This is a genomic window from Streptomyces sp. NBC_01233 (assembly GCF_035989305.1).
Lineage (GTDB): Bacteria > Actinomycetota > Actinomycetes > Streptomycetales > Streptomycetaceae > Streptomyces.
In genome coordinates this window covers 1,464,814-1,487,193 of sequence record NZ_CP108514.1, presented here as the reverse complement: position 1 = coordinate 1,487,193, position 22,380 = coordinate 1,464,814, and the positions used below count along the sequence as shown (strand labels likewise).

At 71.0% G+C, this 22,380-nt stretch carries 1 protein-coding gene (only partly in view); it reads right to left on the bottom strand.

Translation table 11 applies throughout. The features are described 5' to 3' along the window. Positions 1-22,380, bottom strand: partial view of a hypothetical protein gene (locus tag OG332_RS07160; RefSeq protein WP_327412654.1) — the 5' portion only. 9,684 nt of this gene lie to the left of the window's left edge; only the first 22,380 of its 32,064 coding nucleotides appear in the window; the start codon lies at positions 22,378-22,380; its stop codon lies off the left edge, out of view.

Genomic DNA, 22,380 nt, shown 5'->3' with positions numbered 1-22,380 from the left:
CCCCCCGGCGGGCATCGCGACCCTCACCGCCACAGCCTCACCCGACGGCGCGACGCTCCACTGCTCGTAGTGCGACACCTCCCGCAGACGCCGATACGCCTTCTCCCGCAGCCCGAAATCCCTCTCCCCGAACACCGTCCAGACAAACGCCCTCCCGCCACCGTCCGCCAGAACACGCAGCTGCGGACCCTGCTCCCCGAAACCCCCTGCAACCGGGCCGTTGACCAGCCCCGCAGACGGACGGACAGCCGCGGAAGCGGAAACGGAAACGGAAGCGGAGGCGGAGGCGGAGGCGGAGGCGGAGGCGGAGGCGGAGGCGCCGAGGTGGAACACGGGCGCCGGGTAGCCAGGGGCCGTCCAGTCCACCACCGGCACAGCATCCGGAATGTGGGACTGCGTACGTCCGCCGGGATGATGGACGAGCCAGCCGCCCGGCGTCCCGTCAGGAGCCTCAAGAAGATGCACGTAACCGCTCTGAGCACCCTCCGCCGCGGTAGCGGCCGCCCCCCAACGCGGCTGGATGACCGCAAGACCCGTGGCATCACTGACCAAACGACCGACCGCGGAATCCGCCGCTCCCGTGCCACGCTGGAGCAGCACGATGACCGTCCCGGAGGAAAGCGTCGCCAGGTGCGGCCGGCCCATGACCGCACCCGCGACATCCGCCCCCCGCAAAAGCCTTGTTCCTCCATCGGCGAGGGCCACGGCCAAATGATCACTGTCCCCGTTCCCCGCCAGAAGGAAACGCGTACGTGACTCCAGCGGCATCGGCACCAGCCGGGACACGAGGCGGCCATCCGCACCGCGGCTCCACTCCACATACGTGCCGGCCCCGGCCGCCTGCCGCAAAGCCGGCTCACGGCGCGCGAACTCCCCCGGGCTGAACGACGCCTCACCCAGGACCTTCCCCTTCACATCACGCACCACGTGCATCACAGCCGACACCGGCCACCCCGGCGCCGGAGCCAGTGCCGGCCGGCCCAGCCCAAGCCGGTTCCCGGAATCCCGCAACGCACCGGAGCGCACCATCGCGGCCGCCGAGCGCAGATCCATACGGACCACCACCGGAACCGGCAGCGGAACCTCGACCGTGCCCCGAACCTCCCCCGACCCGACACCAAGCCGCGGACTACGGCCCGCCTCCAACCGCAGATCCACATCAAACTGAACCAGCACAGCAACAGTGTTCAACCGCGAAAGCGGACTATGCCCCGACCCAACCCCCGAACCCAGACCAACAGCACCGCCAAGGATCGGCCCACCCGCGGTCACCTGGGCCTGTACATCCGGTTCCCGGTAGCGGCGCCAGCCGCCGCCGAAGGCCGAGGGCCCTGACGATTCCCCGTCCGTGGTGCTCGTGGAGTAGCCTCTCTCGACGAGCCGCCCTGTTCCCGGATCGCCCCCGCCAGTGACCTCGAACTGCATCCGGTCGACGCGCCCGAGAACTTCCCCGTTGGTGAAGCGGGAGTACAGGCGGACACTCACGTCGTCGTCGATCAGCAGCCCGGAAACGAACAGGTCGGGCAGCCGCTGGCCTGCGATGAGCCCGGGCAGTGCCGCGGTCGTCCACTCGGTGGAGAACAGTCCCTCGACCGCCTCCGACGCACTCGTCCCGACGGTATTGACCTCTGCCCTCGTTCCCAGACCCACGGCCAACTGCCGCAGAGCTGAACGGAGCAGCGGGGTACCGCTGCTGCTGTCGACCTGGGCCTCGGCCGGCAGTCGGATGCCTTGCCCCTGCCAGTCCTCAAGAGCTTGCGAGCGGCTCATCGGAAGCCAGAGCGATCCGGCCGGGACCCGACCCGCCCGAACGCGGGTGAGCGCGTGCAAGTCGGACTCCAGCATGTCCTGGAGCAGATAGCGATCGTCCTCCCCCTGCTCAGGAGCATCGAGTTCGACAACCGCATCCGGCGCCAAGTCCACCCCCCGGCCCGCCTTGAACACCTCCAGCCTCGCCGACACCGGGTAACGCATGCCGACCATCTCGACGTTCGGCGAGACCATGGCACGGACAGTGACCCTGTACTTGGAGCTCTCCGTCTGCTTGTTCGACCGGCGCTCCTCCGCTCCGGGGGCAAAGAGCGGGGCCGGGGTACCAGTGGAACTGTTCCCGATACTGGGAATGATGTTGGGCAGGGCAACCGGGCCACTCTGCCTGGCCCTGGCCACCCCTCGGCTCAGCTTCTCCTCGTGCGTCGCACTGTGAATGAGCTCCATGGTCCGGCGGTCCTGCGGGCGGCCGGCGAAGGCTCCCTCGCCACGGGTCACCGAGAACCTGACGACGTAAGCCGGGCTGCCGTTCCTCCGGTAGAGGGTGACGGTGCTGCCACCGTCCAGGGCACTGCTCAGCAGCGACCGCCCCCCGACCGCGTTCAGCAGGGCAGTGATCCGCTGCGTATTGCGGTACCGGTCGGCGAGGATGTGTGCGGGCAGCAGTGCGGTGTGGTCACCGCCGTCCAGGAACGCCAGCCGTGTCCGCAGGCCCGACAGCAGCCGGCTGAAGTCCGGCACGTGCCTGATCCGGCCAAAGCCCAGCGGCCCCTCGGTCGGCGGGCGCAACCCCGCCACCGGGTCGGTGACCAGCACGGCCGGGGCGACCGGCGCCTCTTGCGCGGCGGGCGCAGCCCGCTGGTTGAGCCGACCGTCCAGTTCAGCGCCCAGGCCGAGTGTCCGTACCTGGACCTCGGAGAGCCAGACCGAGACGCCGCCGGGTATTCTGCGTCCCCCCGAGGCGACCGACGGGGTGCCGTCACGCAGCGAGACCTCGGCCACCATCAGGACATCGAGATCGGCCCGGACCAGGACCATCCGCTCACTCGCCGGGGTCGCGTCCATACGCTCGATGGTGCCGCTGATGCCGTACGAGGAGGTGCGCGACGAGTCGCGGGCCGCGCCCTGCCCCAGCCCGCCGAACATCGAAAGCACTGGTGCCGCTCGGCCCACGCCAGCCAGCAGTGCGGCGCCCGAGAGCGTGAACCCGCCGCCCCGGGCCGCACCTGCCTGGTGTCCGCCGGTGTTGACTTGGTCGAGCTGAAGCGTCTTGCCGTCGGTGACGTGCACGACGGTGGGGTGCACCGCGTGGAAGCGGACGCCGACCGCCCCGCGGACACTGCCCAGCCTGCGCTCGAAGCGCAGCCCGTCGACCACCCAGACGTTGCGGGTGGCGAGCGGGAAAGCGGCCTCGACGGCCTCGGGGCTGAAAGCGTCCTCGACGAGGATGCCAGGATCCAGCTCCGGTACGCCGAGCGCGCTGTCGCCTCCCGCCGCCTCGGTCAGCAGTTCCCGGGCCATGTCCACCACGGCCTGGTCGGCTCCTGTGTCCTCCATCCACAGCCAGTCGGTGACCCTGCTCTCCTGCGGCCGGGCCGCCCACCGGGTCTCGTACATGTCAGCGATACCGCGCGCCGGGAGGACCGCGATGGGGATCGGGAGCTGCCGCTCGCGGACGAGCCCGGCAGCGGCCGCCGGCTGCTTGAGCGTCAGCGCGGTCGGTGCTGTCAGCATGACGGGTACGGCCGCGAGGGACAGGGCCTCCGGCGAGGCGGTGGTGTCCAGATGGACGGTGGACACCGGGGTCTCCCGGCCCGGGGCGCCCGGAACGGCCATGCGCTGCCACTGCCGCGGCCGCCGGACGGAAGTGATCTCCACGTCGAAGACGAGCACCGACTCGAACACGCTCACGGGCGGTGCCTGGCTGGTGGACACGGCGGCCGTGCGGTCCGCTGTCAGAGCCGTCTGCGATTCGCGCAGGCTGTATGCACCGACCCCGCCGGTAGCGATGAGGCGTAGGTAACCGGGGATGGGTTTGACGCTCAGCCGAGCCCGTAGGGAGGCGCCCATCCGGCTCGCGGCCGCTCCCTGGACGTCGGTGTTCAGGCCCGACGCCATCAGGATCGACCAGTCCTTGATGTCGCCGCGGTACGCGACGTCGTCGCGCAGCCGGCCCGTGACACGGACCAGGAGGTGTTCCGTGTCGTTCCAGTGCTTACGGCGCAGCGGGACCGCGATGCCGGAGGTCAGGAGCCTCTGCTTGCGCGCCATCAGGTTGGCCGCCGAGAGAGCGGTGGTCAGGGCACGGTAGTTCTCCCGTTCGCGGGCCTCGTCCGGCTTGAACAGGCGCCAGGTGGGCCGCAGGTCTGAGCCGTCGAAGCCCGGCAAGTAGCCCGCCAGCGCTGGCTGCTCGCGGAAGTGGCCCTCAAGGGCCGCCACCAGTTGACTGGTGTCCAGCCCGACGAGCTTCGCGCTGCTCCCCAACGGGCCCGCGGGCAGAACCCGGTCGAAGCCAAGGTGATCGAACAGTGGTGAGGGGGTCATGCCTTCGGGCAGCGGCAGACCCAGATGGGCCGCCTCCTGCGCACTCATGTAGAACCAGACGGTGACCTCCACCTCGCTCGGCCGGTTTCCCGAGCCGGGGCGAGTGCGAGGACGCGGGCCCATGCCGCTCACTTCGACCCTGACGCGGGCCTCGTAGGAGACCTGGGAATCCAGGATCTCCTTGCCCTGGAGGATGACGGTTCTACTTCCAGAGGATACCGACTGGCTCCAGCTCGACTCCAGACCGGGCTGAAGGAACACCCGCGCCATGGGGCCACCGGCCATGGCTCCGATACCGATACCGGGACCGACCGCGATGTCCCATCCACCGCTCTTGGTTACCTGCGTCCCCTGGCCGAGCGTGGACCTCTGAGTGAAGGCCATGGCCCCGAGGTGCGAGCCGCCGCTCACGGGGGGCCGGGGTGCGGCGGGACGGCCGACGGAAGAAGTCACTGCGGCGGCCGCCGCAGCTGGCGGAGTCGGCGCCCCGGCTCCGCCACCCAGCCGTGGGACGGGTGCCAGGGCGGTGATGGTGGCCCTCATCCGGTAACCACCAGTGATCATGTTGTGGGTGCTCGCCATGTCTTCCGACGGGACCCAGTCGGCCAAGACGCGCGGCAGGTTCCGGACGAAGTTCTCGGAGGAGGCTGCCTCGTACGCCACTGTCCGTCCCGGTGCGCCATGGCTGATGACGGAGGGGTGGACCTGGCTCTGGATCGCTCCGAACAGGCTGCCGTTGCCCGGGTACGGGCGCCCCGTGTCGGCGGACAGCGGGACCAGGGACTGGGCGGCCTTGAGACGGGCCGCCGTAGCGGGCGCCAGCCGGGTCATCGCCGGAGGCCGCGCCGTCACACCTTCCGGTACGAGTTCCTCGATCGCGACATGCGCCACGACCGAGCCCTGGCCCTCGCGCACCAGCGGGTACCGTACCCCGGCCTTCTGGACGCGTAGCTGCCACATCACCTGGCGGGGCACAGAGACCAGACCCTTGTGCGTGATCAGGTTCCGGCCCTCCTCGACGGCCAGCGACCGGTCCGTCTTCGCGGACCACTGGCGGACGGGGACGTTGACGTTGGCCATGGCACCGGCGAGGAAGAACGGATCGCTGGTGGGAACGAGAACAAAACCCGCGTGGCGCAGGCCGATACCCCGGGTGTAGCCGCTCCCGAGCGCAGTGCTGGACGCGGATGTCCGCTTGGCGCGGTTGTGATCGCCGGCCTGGTCACCGAGGTCAGCGGCGGTGATCAGCGTCCGGGGCTCCTGGGGGTCACGGCCCATGGTGACGGTGACGTCGTACCAGCCGTCGCCCCCCCGCACCTGGAACGGCTTCCCGTGCCCGAGGAACACCTCCGGGCCAGCGGTGATCGCGTCCAGGATCGCGTCGGGAGACCCGTTCGCGGTCAGCGCCCGGACCTCATCGGCGATCCACCGCATACCGGTCGGCGCCGTCAAACGGGCCGTACCCGCGGCCCGCATCTCCTCCAAGTAGGACGGCAACCGCCACGAACCGGGCCTCACCGCCCCTGGCTGACCGTCGGCCGGGGTCAAGGCCGGCGACGGACTTCCGCTATCGATGGCTCCCACGACAAGGCCGGACGGAGTGTGCGGCTGTGGCAGGGCCGGAGGGAGCGTCAGGATCGCGGCAGCCGCGGTGCCGGAGTTCGCGGTACCGTCCCCGGACCTCGACACGCGACCGTGCAGCGGTGCCGGATCGGCATCGGATCCGGGCAGCGGTGGCTGTGGGGTGTGGGTGTATTCGCCGATCTGCCGGCCGTCGATGCTGGGCGCGCGGCTGCTGACGTCATCACGCGCCCACGCCGAAACCGGGATCCGCCCGGCCACGGGGACCTCCCGAATCCTCGCGAGCACGTAACTGTGCCCGCTCCCGGCCGTCTCCGTCGCCCACGACACCACACGGAACTCCACCGGCCCCGGGTAACGCACGACCCCCTCCCCGTCGAAGTCGGAAAGGTCACGGCCTGAGGAGCGTTCCACCTCGTACAGCACCGGGTAGCGCGCCTCACCCACGCCCCCGCCGGACCCCGCGCCGGACCTCGCGAGCGTGAGCGCCCCGCGCACGGCGGCGTCCCGGTCCGTGGTCGCCCGGTGGAACCGCCCCACCTCCACCACCAGCCCCCCGGGACGCCCCAGGACCGGATCCCCCGACTCCTGCCCGACCCACCAGACGGGCCCCGCCACCTCCGCAAGCGCCTCCAACGCCTCCGTCGCCACCGCACGGTGCAACGGCGACTCATCACGCAGCCGGTCCGTGAGCACCTCGGCACCCCCGCCAAGGAGCCTCAGGGCCAGCCCATGCGGCGTCTCACGCGGCAGCGTGGACCGGCCGCCCAGTTCCCCGGCCCGCGCGGCATCGGCCGAGCCCGACCCCAACAGGCGTGTGGTGGGCACCAGCTCACCGAGGAGTTCCGCGTACACACGCAGGTGCGGCGGCCACAACCGCTCGTCCGTACCCAGCGCCGGCCAGGGAATCACGGCCCCCGCACGCCGAACACTGCTCCTCCGCACGGGTGTCCGGAGCCTGGATTCCACGGAGGGCCGCCGGGAGGAACCGGCAGAGACCCCCATGCCCGGACCGACACGCTGAACGTAACCCGACTGGCTCGCCGGACGGCTCGGGCCCCCTGAACCGGTGACCCGGCCGACCGGCGCCAGCACCGTCCCCGCCCAGCGGTACAACCCCGTGCCGTCAGCCGTACCGGGATCAGGATCGGTAGCACCGTACACACCCGCACGATGAGACGCCGCGAGGACCTCGGCCAGAGAGTGACCACTCGTGGCCATCAGCGCCTCACGGAACCGCAGCACATCCCCACCCGGCACGTTCAACCATTGGTGGACCCGGAGCAGCCACTCCACAGAATCGGCGCGACCACGCCCCCAGCGCAGTCCCCTCACACCAGGCGGGAAGGGCAGCTCGAGACCCTCGTCGGGGAGCCCGGTCGGCCGCGTCCCAGGATGGGGCCATTGGTGGGCTTCCTCTCCACTCAGTCGTGCATGGACCGCGGGGCCCACCAGCGCGCGGCGCAGCGTGTCCCGCGAGGCCGTGAACACGCGGCTGGCGCCGCGGCCCCCAGTAGCGTCCGGACGGTCGCGCCATAGGCGGCTCAGGGTGTGGGTGTCTTCGGGGTTGGCGTAGGCAGCGTTGCCGAAGGCGGTCATCAGCTCGTCCACGGTCGCGTCCGCGCCCGGATCCAGAAGCCGCTCCATCGCCGCCACCTCAGCGCCGCGCGCCGGAGCCGGGGCGAAGAAGGCCCGCCGGGCTGCGCTCTGCCCGTGCTGCCCCGACAGGTAGGTGTAAAGGCGGGCCACCGCTGCCCGGGCCTCCGCCACCACCCTCGCGTCCTCGCCCAGGAGTTCGGCGACGGCAGCCTCATACTCGCCAGTGATCTCCTCCCACCGGGCACTGCCGTAGACAGCCGCGTCGCCCAGGGCCGGTATCAAGGGCTCGAAGTGCCGTACCACAGCCTCCCGTACGGGCTCCACGAGGGCGTCAGCCCGTGCCAGGAGTGCTTCCCCGATCTCGTCCAACCACGCCGCACGATCGGGACCGGCCTCGATCGCGCGGGCTGCCAGTGCCAGTTCGGCGAACTCCTGGTCGCGCATTAGCAGACCGGGGAAGACGGGGTTCTCACGCGCCAGCCCTTCACGGACGGCCCTCTGGATCTCGCGGGCCAGTGCTGAGCGGCTGGGGCCCGCATCCCGGTTGGGTCCGTCGAGGAACCGGCGGGAGAGCAGTCGGGCGTCGAGGGCCTCGGCTTCGGGCCGGACCGCGAGATCCTCGTCCGTTCCCGAGTTCCGCTCGTCCTCGCGCGGCTGTGCCTCCGGCCCGGCGGACGGCCCCGGGGCAGAACCACGCGAAAGCCCTTCTGCCGCGTCCACGTCCTGATCAGCCACGCGCAGGTACACGTAGGGCCCTTGGGAGTCGTGGCGGATCTCCCGGCCGAGGACCTTAAACACGGCCCCTTCGGGCAGTACCGCCATGCCCCGGGCGGGGTCCGGTGCGTACGGCGACACGTCGCGGTAGCGGGAGGCCACCACTTCGGCCTGCACCCGGTGAACCTGCGGTCCGGCTCCCGACGAGGCCGCGAGGAGGTCCGTCGCCGCCACCCCGGCGTGCAGCGTGCCCGTGCTCAGGGGTGGCACCGCCAGAGAGCCGAAGCCGTTCGGGTGCCCCGCGGACTCCGTGTCCGCCGGCACGCCGGGCACGAGCAGGGTCAGCCACACCGGCGGCCCGCCCGAGGCCGGCTCGGGCAACGCCTCCAGTGCCTCTAGCGCCATCGCCAGGTGGAGGGGCACCTCGCTCCGCAGTCGCGCCAGGAGGCCGTTGGCGCGGTCGACCAGCTGATCCAGCAGCGCGGACTGGTCGGCGGACGGGGCCTGGTCGAGGGAGCGGGCCAACGCGCGGAAATCGTCGTCGCGCAGCAGCAGGGCCGGGTACCTGCCCGACCCGACGGCGGCCGACCGTACTGCCGTGATCAGCTCCGCGTCCGGTCCCCCACCCGCGATGAAGGGACCGTCCGGGCCACCGAGGAGGTATAGCGCCGCGACATGGGCGGGGTGCAGCCCGTCGAGCGCCGAACCCCCGTGGCGCTCGTGCCATGCGACGAGGGCGAGGTAGCGCTCACGCCGGATGGCCAGCGGCGCGGCAGCGTCGCCAGGCCGGGTCTGCGGTGTCCGGCCACCCTTCGCCAGCACGGACTCGCCCCGGGCCAGGGCCTCCCAGACGCCGTCCGGTACCGGGTCCTCCCCACTCGCCTCGGGGGGGAGCCTGCGCACGCGGTCGAGGTAGGCAGACCAGTGTGGCAGGTCCCGCGCGAGGTCGTCGGGCATCTCCGCCAAGCTGGGCGGCCGCAGCGCCGTGCGGGCCCACGTGTACAGGTGCACGGCGTCGCCACTCGGCAGCAAGCGTTCCAGGCCGTGCGCCGCCTGGGCGTTCACCAGGGCTTCGACGAGGTCGTACAGGCTGTACGCGTTGTTTTGCACCAGTCCGCCCAGCATGACCAGCCGCAGGTCGCCCAGCTCCTGAGCGGACAGCTTCAGATCCGTCACGATGCGGTTGAGTGCCCGCCTCACGCGGGTGGGGTCACTGACTGTGCGGATCCCTCGGGCCTGCAGACCAACCGCGTCCGCCGGCCCGGTCACCACGGCCGTGATGTCGCCGCCCCTGCTGTCGAGGAGGGCCTGGGCGTAATCCGTCAGGGTTGCCCCCGCGTTCGCGTCGAGCAGCCGGGCGACTTCCGCCGCGGTGTCGACGGTGTCCGGATCCACTGCGGGAACGAAGGCCTCGGCGGCCAACCGGCGATCGCCCTCAGTCAGGAGAAGGTGTGAGTCGTAGAGGCGGTGTACGAACTTCCGCGCCGAAGCGACGAGCTGCGGGTCAGCTGCGAGTGCCCGGCCGAGGGACTGCTCGTGGGCACGGATCCGCGCGTCCCAGTCGTCCGTACCGTAGAGCGCGGCAAAGCGGTACGGCGCTCCCGCGAAAGGCCGTCGCAAGGCGCGCTCGGCAGCCTCGGCCTCAGCCCGCCCCCGGGGAACGAACGTCAGCCAACGGGGCTCGGCCCCGCCGGGCTGTTCGGCGATCGCCGTGGTCAGGACACCATTGACGTGGACGTAACCGGTCGGCACGGACGCGGTGATCGTACGCTGCCCCGGATTCGCGTCGGCCACGGCCTGCGCCCAAGGGCTGATCCCGGGAAGGCTCCGCCCCGCGTGGCAGGAGTGAAGGACGATGTGCAGTAGTTCGCCGGGCCGCAACACCGGAACCCTGTTGCGCAGGAACCGTCCGACCTCCCCGCCGGTCATCGCACGTCTGCCCCTCCGGGACCCGGCGGCGGCCCCAAGGGCGTTCGGGTCGCCGTGGGCGACGAAGACGAACGCCTCGTTCGCGGTGCCGTACGGAACGGGATGCGGCCCGCTCCGCACCTCTGCGGCCATGAAATCGGCCACGACGTACTCGCGTCGGTCGAGGAACTCGCTGTCGGTCCAACGCTGGTCGCCGTTCTCCGAGTCGCTCTGGGCGATGACGCCGACGGGCCGGCCGGTGGTGGAGTCACTGAGTGTGCGGAAGACGATCTCTTGGTCCCAGGCATCCTTCGGCAGCGGCCGCGGGAGCTCGGCGAGCACGACATGCGTGTGCCACCGTCCGCTCGCCGCGTCCAGGACCTCCTCGCGCGATATCTCCCGCAGCCGCGTCGGGTACGGGAACAACGCCGGGCGACCACCCGGCTCCGCGGCGAACACGGCCACATCACGCGCCGTCGCCTCCCGGACCTCGTACAGCACGGGCCGGCCCGGACCGATGCCCGACACCTCCCGCAGCGCCACCTCCTTGCTCGTGGTCGCGGAATGCAGCGCGGGAACCTCCAGGACCGACTGCCCAGCGGGCGCCGCCCAGTACACCGGGGCCAAAACCGCAGGCAGCAACTCCACCGCCTCAAGCGCCATCTCCCGATGCCGACGCAGATCCTCCCGGAACACCTCGACATTCGGAACCAACCGCGCGGCGATCGCGGCCGCCAGCTCTCCCAGTCCCCGGTCCGGGCCGGAGCCGGGCGCACCAAGCACCTCGGCCAGGCGGTCACCGGTCATCGCGTGCCGACGCAGGAGCAGCGGCAGCGCCGCCCCTACATCCCTGCTCGCCAAGGCCGTGACCGCCGCCGACCACACCGCTGAGGCCAGCTCCGCCGGCCCCGCCTCCGAAGAAACCCGCAGCAACGGAGCATCCGGGCCCGTCACCAGGAACAAAGCCGGAACGTGCTCCACGTGCACGTTGCGTAGGAACCGAGGGTCACCGTGGCGCAGCAACCCCTCCCAAAGGGCCGCGCGCCGTTCGATGCCGGTCCTGCCCTCGTCGACGCCGGCGTGCTCGTCGGCCAGGGCGAACTGCGCGTAGTCACCGCGAGCGCCGGGCAGACCGGCGAGGTCCGCGATCGACCGCAGCAGGTTTCCGCTGCCGGCGGCATCGAAGCCTCCGGTGAGCGCGGGAACGAGCCAACCCGTGAGCCACCCGTACAGGCGGTGGTGCGGAGGGGTCAGACCGGCCGGGTCGAAGTCCCCTGGCAGCAGGCCACTGGTCAGCCGCGAGTCCAGCTTCAGGGCGTGGTCGGACCAGGCGTACAGGACCGTCGGGTCCGCGTCGGCGTCGGGCTCCGCCGCGTCCCGTACTCCCGCGCGCTGCGCCGCCTGGAGGAAGTCCGGCAGCGCCATCCCCCGGGAAAGCGACCAGCCCATCAGCGCGTCGCGGAAGGCCATGGGCTCCGGAGTGGGGACCAGGGCTTGGTAGACGCGCAGCAGCCACTCCACGGCAGCGCCGAGGGTGTCTCCGTCCGGGCCAGGAGGCAGCCCGTCCGGCTTGAGGCCGGGGTTGTCCGTCCACAGCTTGGCGAGGGTAAGGGGTGAGCCGGTGTTGGCGTACGCGGCCTCGACGATGGCGGTGACGAGCCGGTCCAGTGTGGAGGCGTCGGCCTCCTCGTCGGTCAGGGCGCTGAAGGCCTCCTCGGGATCGTCCACGGTCCCCGGTGCGAAGAAGTACTCCTCGAAGCTCGCGCTCGGGGCCCCTTCCTCCAGTCGGACCGCCAGTTCGAAGAGGGCTTCCCGCGCGGGGGGGACGAGCGCCGGGTCCCGGCTGATGAGCAGGCCGAGCACCGCATCGTACGAGCGGCTGAATTCCGTCAGCAGCGGCTCCCCTGCCCAGGGCGAGACGGCCGGTTGCGATTCCTGCCCGTCCTCCGTGTCCGAGCCGGAGTTCCGCTCGTCCTCGTGCGGCTCCTTCTCGGCCGCTTCGGCGGCGCGTACGAGTATGTACCGGCCGCCCGCGAGGTCCTGCCGCTCCTGCCAGTCCAGGACACGGAGGACCTCCGGTCGCGCAAACCGCCCCTCCCGGCGGCCGGGATCCGACGAGAACTCCGACACGTCGCGGTACGCCGTCGAGGACTTCACCTCGACCAGCAGCCGGGACGTACCAGGGGTCCCGCCCGCGACGGCGGCGAGGTCCCGCTGAGCGAGCGACATGTCGCGGGTGCCCGCGTACAGCTCGGGCACCACCAGCTCGTCCACGCGCTGCGCCGGCCCGGACATGGTCAGCCACAGGGGCGCGCCCGCAGGCACGGCCGGCAACCGGGCCAGTGCCTCGAGGGCCATCGCGCGGTGCGCGGATGCTTCCGGACCCGGGCCGTCGAGCGGGGAGCCCGTCCGGTCCAGCAGGTACAGGGACAGTGCGCGGGCCGGAGCAAGGCTGCCGTCGGGAGGTGTGACCCCGGGGCCGGCCAGGCAGAGGTAGGCGGTGTGGTGCGGGAGTTGGACAGGCGGATCGTCCCGCGTCCACGACGGCACGGCAGGTGTCACGAACCGGTGTACCCACTCGTACAGGTTCACCGCGTCGCCGTACCGGAGCGACAGTTCCAGACCGCGGGCCGAGTCACTGTCCACCAACGCCTCAAGCAGGTCGTAGGCGGAGTAGCGGTTGTCGGTGAGCAGTCCTGCCATGAACACGGTGCGCAGGGCCAGGAGGTCTGCTTCGGAGAGGTCGAGCCGCCTCTTGATCCGACGCAGGGTCCTCGCGGGCAGTTCCGGGTCGCCGATCGCCAGGATGCCGCGTGCCCGCAGGTCCCTGAAGGCCGCGCCGTTCTCGTCCCGCGGCTCCGCCTGGAGTTCGGGGGCGAGGCTGCCTGCCAGGACGGTCACGAGCTCTCCGAGCGAAACCTCGGAATCGGGGTCGAAGAGGTAGGCCCGTATCCCCTCACGGTCCAGGGTGGCCGGATCTGCCGTAGGGAGCAGCTTGCGCAGGGCCCGATCGGGGTTGTCCGGCGCCGCCGCCAAGTACGCTTCGTAGAGCCGCCGTACGAAGGCACGTGCTTGCCCGGCCAGCCACGGATCGCTTGAGAGCGCCCGGCCGAGAGCGTCCTCGTAGTCGAGGGTCAGCTCCTCCCAGCCCTCGGCCCCGTAAAGGGCGTCGTACCTGCCTCCGTGACGACCGAAGACATCGTGCGCGGCCCGTCGGGCGGTCTCGACGACCGACTGCTCCCGGGACAGGAACCGCAGCCACTGCGGGGCCGGTTCCCCGGACATGGCGATCAGCTCGTGACGCGGGTTCCCGTCGGCCCCTATCACGCGGCCGGTGAACGCGTTCGGTGCCCACACGGTGTGTCCGGGGTTCGCGTCGGCGACATGCTCCGCCAGCGCGCCGAAGCCGGGAAGATGCCGGCCCGCACTGCATGCCTGGACGAAGAGCGGAGGGCGCTTGCCGGGGCGGCGGTCAGCGAGGAACACGCGCAGGTACTGGCCGAGTTCTGCGCCGGTCGCGTTCCGAAGTCCGCGGCGGGACCCGAGGGCGAAGGACATCCCCCGGCTGGTGTGGGCTTGGAAAAAGATGCCGTCGGACGACTCGCTCCAGGGAGCCTGGACCGAGTCGGTCCGCCCATCCTGTCCCCTGCCGTCGACGAAGTAGCTCTTGTGGTCGAAGAAGGTGCCTACGGTCTGGCTGAAGCGGACGTCCCCTTCAGAAGGCGGAAGGGCGTTGGCACCGACGATCTCCCCGGTGCCAGGGTGCTCGACGGTTCGCGCGACGATCTCCCCGTCCCATGCTCGGGCCGGCAGCGGCACAGGGCGCTCGGAGAGGACGACGTGCGTGTACGAGCGGCCCGTCTCTACGTCGAAGACCTCCGTTTGCCTCTCGTGGTGCAGCGCCACTCTCCGGGGGAACAGGGCCGGGCGGGAGTCCGGATCCCCTGCGAAGACAGCCGTGTCGCGGGCCGTGGACGCCAGGACCTCGTAGACCACCAGCGGTCCCGGGTGCTCCCCGGCCGCGCGGAGTGCGATGTCCCGGCTCGTGGTCGCGGCATGCAGCGCGGGAACTTCCGTAACGGGCTGGTCCGCGGTGCCGCTCCACCACACCGAGCCCAGGGAGGCGGGAAGCAGCTCCACCGCCTCCAGGGCCATTTCCCGGTGCCGGAGCAGCTCGCGGTGCAGCCGGTCGACGTTCCGGAGCACCCCGTCGGCGGCCGTGCCGGCCAGCGCGGCCAGCCGGACCTGCCGGTCCGGGGCCGTGGCAGGGATGGTGGCGGCCTGCGCCACCAGATCGTCGAGCCCTCGCCGCCGCAGGATCACCGGCAGCGCGGCCCCTACGTCCGGGGCGGCGAAGGCCCGCTGCACCACCGACCGGACCACCGGATAGAGCACCGCCGGGCCCTCGTCCAGCGGAGCCCGCAACAGCGCCGCGTCCGCAGGATTCGTCGCCAGGAACAGGGCCGGGAGGTGCTCTGTGTGGACGTTGTGCAGGACGGCCGGTTCGCCGTGGCTCAACGTCCAGTCCTGCAGCGCCTCCTGACGTGCGCGCGTCCGCACGTCGCTGCCGGGTTCCGCCGACTGGCCGAACACGGTGTGGCTCTCGCGCGGGCCGGGGACACCGGTCAGCTCGGCGATGGACCGAAAGACGGCGCCACCGGTGAGCTCCGGAATGAGCCGTCCGACGAACAGGAAGTACCACCGCCGGTGCGGCAGGCTGAGGTCGTCCCTCCAGAAGCCCTCCGGGAGGCGCGAGCTGTCGAGGCGGCCCACCGGGTCCAGCGCGTGGTCGACCCAGGTGTGGAAGGTGGTCGGGTCCGCCTCTTCTGCGTCGGGCTCCGCCGGATCCCGTACCTCTGCCTGCTGCGCGGCCCGGAAGACGCCCGCCAGCGTCATCCGGTTGTGCACGAGCATCGTGGCCATCAGGACGTCGCGGAAGCCCAGCGGGTCCGGTACCTCCGGGTCCAAGGACCGGTAGGCCCGCAGCAACCAGGTGGTGACGGTTTCGGGAGCTCTGTCGTCCGGCCCCAAGGGCAGGTGGTGCCGGTTCAGATCGGGCCGCAGCGCCAGGGCGGCGCCGAGGGTGTAGCGCGAGGAGGCGTTTTGGGCGAAGGCTGCGTTGACGAAGGCCCTGACGAGGTCCTCCATCCCGAAGCCGCCGCGGGGGTGGGTGAGCCGGTACAGGAGTCCCTTCGTATCGGGTGTACCGGGCGGGAAGAACGCCTGACTGACCGGCGCAGTCTCGCCATGCGCCTCACGGAGCAGCTTCTCCAGGCCGGAGACCGCCTCGCGCGCGATCTGGACCAGGCGCGGGTCGCCGAGCAGGACCTGGCCCAGCGCGCTCTCGTAGACCGGGCTCAGGTCCGCCAACGACGGCAGGCCCGGTGCGTCGTCCGTCTCCGATCCGGATTTCCGCTCCTCCGCACCCGGCTCCGTCTCCGCGCCCTCAGCCGCCCCGGCGACGGCGCCCCGGATCCCCGCAGGCGCCGGGTACTGCTCGACGGGCGCGCCCTCCGAGGCCGTGACGTACCAGTACGCACCCCGCTCGTCCTCGCGCCAGGAGCCCTGGCCGAGGTGCAGCTCCGTCCTGCCCGGATAGAGGGCGAGCTGCCCGGCGGGTTGCGCCGCGGCGAAGGACACGTCCCGCGCCGACGAATCGGGTACTTCGATGAGGGCCCACTGGCCGCCCTCGCGGGCAGGCACCCCCGCGAGGGCCGAGCGTGCGGCGCCGTCGTGGAGTGACACCGCGTGGAATTGGGGGACTATGTAGGTGTCCACGCCATCTGGCAGCCACGCGCCGTACCAGACCGAAGAGCTGACGGGCGGTAGTAGCCGAAGTGCCTCGGCCGCCATGGCGAGGTGTACGGGGACGGCGTCGCGCAGCTCCGTGTCCAAGACGTCGACCTGGCGGTGTACGGCCTCTCCCGCAGCCTGCAGCCAGCCTTCGACGGCCGACTCGCCCGCCTGGACGGCTGCCGCGACCTCGTCGACCACGGCGCGGAAGCCGGGGTGGCGCATCAGAAGCAGAGGGAAGGCGGCCGGTTCCCCCGTCGCCGCCATGAAATTGAGGCCGCGTCCCACGGCCTCGTGGGCGCGCTGCCCCAGCCCCGGGTGCGGTTCGGCGAATCGCACATCCAGCAGGGCCCGGTCGCGAGGGCTGCTGAGCAGGTACAGTGCCGTGAGGTGCCCCGGCGCCAGGGCGTCCAGGGGCGAGGCACCGGAATGGCGCGCCCTCCACGCGACCACTGCGCTCTGACGGTCGGCATATCCGGATCCGCCGCGGAGCACACGCACGAGGTCGGCTGGCACGCTCTCGCCGCCGGTGAGCGTCGGCGTCAGCCAGTCGTTCCGGATGCCGTACAGCTCCTGGTACGGGGTCAGCTGCCGCCCGCCGTCGGCAGGATCCAGTGCGGCGAACGCCCATGCGTAGAGGTGGGCCGCGTCGCCCAGCGCAACGGCCTTCTCGGCGGGAGATGCAAGTACGGGCCAAGAGGAGGTCAGCGCATCGACGAGGCTGTCGAGGCCGTGGGCGAGCATCCAGCCGATCAGCACGGTGCGCGCCGCCGGAAGTTCCTCCTCGACCACCAGGGCTTGGTGAGCGATGACGAGGCTGGACACCAGATCCTGCCGGTTCGCGTCAGAGAGTGTGAACCCCCGGACGTCACGAAGGACCCGCGCGGCATCGCTCTGCGGGTCGCGGGCACCGTTCCGGAACACCACCCCAGCAGCAGCCGCGGCCTCCAGAAGGGCAGCGACGAGGGTGTCGGTGTCGGTGGTGGCGTCGTACTGCGCCGCCTGTCCACGATCCCACACCATGAGCATCCGGTGCGCGGCGTCGCGTACCGACGGGTGTGCCGTGAGCCTGCGGCCCAATTCACGTTCGTACGCGGCGCTGAGTGCGGGCCAGAGCTCATCCCGGTAGAGGCCGCGCAGCCACGCGGCGTAGGGGGCATACGCCCGCCCGCTCGCGCGGAGCCCTCCGCCGGATCCGGAGTGCGGAGGGAAGTGGTGGAAAGCCGCCCCATGTGTGGCCGTCGGTACCTTCTGTGCGAGGTAGGGCGTGCCGTCCACGGTCGTGGCGATCACTGTACTTCTCGTGGGTGCGGTGACCATCATCCCGCTGCCCGCGGCGACGCCCTGAGCCACCGGATCACCGCCGAAGACGTCGGCCCCTGCGCTGCAGGCCATCAAGACGATTCGGGAGTACGCGGGCAGCTGATGGCGGGATACCAGCCGCCGGACGTGCTGTCCCAGTTCTGTGCCAGTGACCGCTCTCGCACCGTGGGGGGACATGACCCTGATGACTTGCGCCGAGGCGTGGGCGTAGACGGTCAGTGCAGGCCGGTCCCACGGCACGTCTTCCCGCCTCGTGTGCTTCCCGGCCATCTTCCCGGCGGATTTCCCTGTCGGCACGGTGTACCAACGTTTGATCCTGTCCCAGTCCGACCTCGCCCGCGCGTGGGCGCGCCAGGCGTCGATCGGGAAGCTGGTGAAACCCATGAGGCGGTGAGGGCCGATTTCCGGCAAGGTGAGGATCTCCGGACCCCAGTGTTCGTCCCGCCGTTCGAGCTCCGTGAGGACGACGTGGACGAACTCGATCCCGGTGGCCCCGTCGACGTGTGACGTGAAGGATTCCACCCGGAACTCGGTCGGTCCCGGGAAGAGCACCGTTCCCTCCCCGGGCGTCCGGCTCACCGGACTGATGTCACGCCCGCTGGATTGGTCCACTGACCACACGACGGCCAGTTGGGGGCCGGGAGGGGCGGAAGCGAGTTCGGCAAGTGCGCCCGCCACGGTGGTCCGCGCCCGGTGGAACGGCGGCAACTGGAACTCGGACCCCGGGATCGGCCACTCGCCCGTCCATGTCGCCCAGGTGACGGGGTGCGGCACCCTGGGAAGCACGGTGAGGGCCTCGGCAGCCATCTCCCGATGTGAGGTCAGTGCCGGGCCGAGGCCATCCGCTAGGTCCATCCCCCGCTGTATCAGCCGCGCGATCTGGTCGGTGTCCCTTGCGGACGGTGTCGCGGTCGTATCCCCGAGCAACGTCCGGAAGGCGCCGTCGCCGAGCAGCAGCAAGGGGAGGTGCACTTCCGGCGATTCGTGCCGCAGTGCTTCCTGGATCACGGCGGCGGCCACGTTCCTGCGGTGCGAGGCCGCTTCAGCCCCCCTTGCGGTGAGCGCCGGGTCCATCAGCCTCCGGTCCGTACCGCTCACGACGTGCAGCGCGTTCAGGTAGGCGGCATTGAGGTTCTGGGAGAGCAGCTCGGACGATCCGTGACGCAGGATCCAGTCGGCCATCGCAGCGCGCCGCTGCCGGCGGTCTTCGACCACCCGGTACGAGAGTGGGGTCCGCGCGGTGTCCCGCGTACCGAGGGTGAGGGCACTGATTCCCGACATGATGGCGGAGCCTTCGGTCAAACCCCGGGTCAACTGCTCCCGTCGAGCCGCGTACATGCGGTGGTGGGGCGGCTGGAAGTCGGTGCTGGACAGCTGGGCGTCCGCCAACGCCTGGACAACGGCCGGATTGGCCTTGGCGCGACCGTATGGGGCCAGGACGCCGTTGACCCATCCGTACAGGGCGGCGGCGTCGTCGTGCGCCATGTCGGGCTCGGGGCCGTGGCGCACACCTGCCGCCTGAGAGCCGTGCAGCGCCTCCGCCAGCGTGAAGTCCCCCGAAACCGGAAGTCCGGCCATCAACACTTCACGGAACAGCGCGGGGTCCTCGCCCTCGATGTCCAGTGAGGTGTAGACCCGTTGCAGCCACGCGATCATCGCCACGGCCTCCGGCCGCATCCGGATGCCACGTGCGGCCTGGTTGGCGGGCGTCTGGCCGTGCGGGGGGACCGCGGGAGGCTGCAGGGCCAATGCCTGGGTGTTGGTGTCCGGGGCAGCGAGCCACATGGTGCTCAGGGTGGCGCCGGACGGGCTCTGGAAGGCCCCCATGGTGAACATGGTGACCAGCGCGTCCAGTGACAGTGTGCTGTTCGTCGGTTCCGTCCACGCCATCAGCGACGCCCGCAGGTCCGTCCATTGCTCCGACGGGCCGGGCGGTACGAAGGAGAGCGCCGCGACTTCGGGGCCGAAGTGCCGCTCCAGGGTCGCCAACAGGCCGCGTAGGGCAGCCTTGGCTCCCGTGAGCAGCTGTGGGTCGGCGGCGAGGACAGTCCTGACGGCGGCTTCATACAGCTGGCTGTACACCTCCCAAGCCTGGTCGGCGTACAGGTCCGGGAAGCGGTCTGCCCCCGTGTGTTCCGGGCTCTCCGTCTCGGCTCCGTCCTCCGGGCCGCCTGCGTTCCAGTCGGCCTCCGACGGCCAGTCCGCGCTCGGCGGACGGTCGCCGCTCTCTGGACGGTCCGCCTTCTGCGGGCGGTTCGGGACGCTGGGCGTGGGGGGCGGGGGTGTCGCATCGGGCGGCACGTTGGCGGCGGTCCGGGGCTGGAATTTCCGCCATTCGGTCGCTCTGCCCTTGTCGTCGTGTCGCATGGTGATCTGGTAGTCGCTGTCTGGCTCCGGCTGGTGCAAGGCGACTTTTCCGGTGGGGGCGTTGACGGTCAGGCCGGAGATGTCGGCGACGATCTGGGCGTCGGCGATGGTGTTGTGGGCGCCGTCGGCTCCGGCTGTGCAGGAGAAGAGGGTGATTTCCTTGAAGTCTGAGAGTTGTGGTTTGAGGTCGCGTACGAGTTCGCCGAGCTGTTGGGCGCTCATGTGGATCTGGCGGGTGCGGGGCGCTGTTCCGGGGCGGCGGGGGGTGTTGGGGTCTTCGACGACGACGACTTTGAAGCCGTGCTCGTCGTGGTGCAGGCCGAGGAAGAAGGAGTCCTTGAAGTTCGGCGGCAGGTCCTGCCAGGAGCCGTCCCCCTTTCCTTCGCTGTTCCGGACGCCCTGGTAGAACCGGGTCTGGTCCGACAGCTTTCCGTAGCTGCCTTTTCGCCGTGCCAGGTCCTTGTCGTCGAATGAGATTGCTCCCGTCACCTTGCCCTGTGCGTCGGTGATGGGCTGAACACGCGGTTTGGGTCCGGCCCAGTGGCTCGCCGGGGGCTTCGTGGACTTCTTCGGCGGTTGCCCGGGCTTGCGGGGCGGGACGACGACGTGCGTGCCTGCGGGGGAGGTTACTGCGGGGGAATGGGCTGTCTGCGTGCCGGGGGAGCCGGTTGCGGCCCCGGTGGTATCGGTGGCGGGCTGGGCGGTGGCGGGCTGCGCGGGGGTGGTGGGTGTGGGGTCGGCGGACTGGGTGGGGATCATGCCGACGGTGGGGGGCAGGCCGGGGGTGGTGGGGGCCAGGCTTGTCCTGCCTGGGGTCGTGGGCTGCTGCGTGGCTGTGGTGTTCGTGTGGGGGATGGGCTGTGTCGTCGGGGTGGAGGGGGTGGCGGTGGTGGACGTGCTGCCCGTGGTTGCGGCCGGGGGGAGCGGGGTGGCGGTGGTGGGCGGGACGGTCGTGCCTGGCACGCCCGTGGGAGCGGTGGTGACGGGGTTTGTGTGGGGAGTGGTGTGCGGCGTGCGGGTCGGGTCCTGGTCTTCTGGCCGTGCGGGGAGCCCGGCCGGGGAGCCGGTGGTGGCGGAGTGGGTGGGCAGGGGAAGGCCGGTCTGGGCGGCGGTGGGCAGGGGTCGGGTGTCCGTGGGCGCGACGGTGGGATCGGACAGGGGGTCCGGCACTCCCGTGACCGGCACGCCGGCGGCCGGGGCTCCGTGGACCGGCACGCCCGGAACCGTCGTGCCCTGAGGCAGGCCCGTGACCGGCAGACCTGCGAAGGGGGTGTCCGTGGCCGGCTGGCCTGTGACGGGCAGGTCCTGGGGTGTGTCCTGGGCCTGGGCGCCCTGGGGCAGGCCGGCCACGGGTGTGCTGTGCGGCAGGCCTGTGACCGGCAGGTCCCGGGGCTGGGTGTGGGGCGTGTCCTGGACCGGGGTGGTGGGGTCGAGGATTGCCGTGGGGTCGGGAACCGCTGCGGGATCGAAGGCCCGGGTGGGGTCGGTCGTGGACCAGGTGGGGCTGGTTCCGGCCGTGAACGCCTCGCGGCCGGGTGCCAGGGGCAGGCCGTCGGGGTCGAATCCCGTGATCGGTGAAGCGGTACCCGGGTCGGTGAAGTCGGTGGTGACGTCCTCGAGGTCGGAGAGGTTGGCGACGTCGTCCGACAGGGCGCTGACATCACTCAGGCCGGAGGGGATTCCATGGATCCCCGAGAGCGCGCTGACGTCACTGAAGACCGACTCGGTATCACTGAAGTCGTTGGTGCCGTCGTTCTGGAACCCGTCACCCGGGTCCACGACCCCCTCGGCGGGGACCTGTTGCGTGGTGTCGTCGATCCTGCCGGTGAACGGCGCAACGGGTGCGGTCCCGGCCGTGACCGCACCGGGCACCACCGGAACATCCTGCCCGACGGTGAAGGCCGGCGGGACCGTTTCCGCGGCCACGGTCGGCAGCGGCACCACCACGGGCGGCACGCCCGGCCGCGTGACACCGGCCGCGGTGCCGGGCGGCATCTCGACCCCGCCGCCCACGGGCACTTCCGGCAGATCCCCGGACGCCACCGACGGCCGGTCCACCCGACCGCCCGCACCACCCACCACCGTGTTCGTGTTCGTAACGGTGTCGGGCAGGGTGACGTCGAACTTCCGCTGGAAAATGTCGTGGACCGCCTGACCGGTCCACTCCGCCAGACCCTCCGCGACCGTGAACAGAACACCGCTGGTACCAGCACTGACGAACGTGCCGAGGTCGACGGCGAACTTGCCCTCGAACATCCACTCCACCAGGGTCTTCGCCCCGGTCTCCGCGAAACCCTCGTTGACGAACGACTCCGGGACCTCGAAGACCTCCTTCACCCACTGCGGCTTGTCCCTCAGGAAATCCTTCGTGAACTTCGCGGTGACCTCGCCCAGCCCGCCCCCCAGCACACCGGCCACCAGCCCGAACACAGCCGACTTCCCGATATCACGCCAGTCCAGCGCCGTCCGCCGACGGTCCGTGTCCTCCGGCGCCAGCATCGAGGTGACCTGCGCCAGAAACGTCACGAAGGCCTCCTGCAAAGCCTCCATCACACCCGACACAGGCGTCCCCAGCCCATGCCCCATCCGCTGGAGGATCAACAGCATCCGCAACGCCGTACGCGACTTCGCGGTGATGATCTGCGTCAGCGACGACCCACCCGTGAACACCGACAACGCCAAAATCAACGCGATCTCCAAGTTCATGAAAATGAACTCAAGGAGGATCTCGTACTTGCTCTCACTGAGCTTCCTCGACCGGTCGACCTGCGTCCAGCCCAA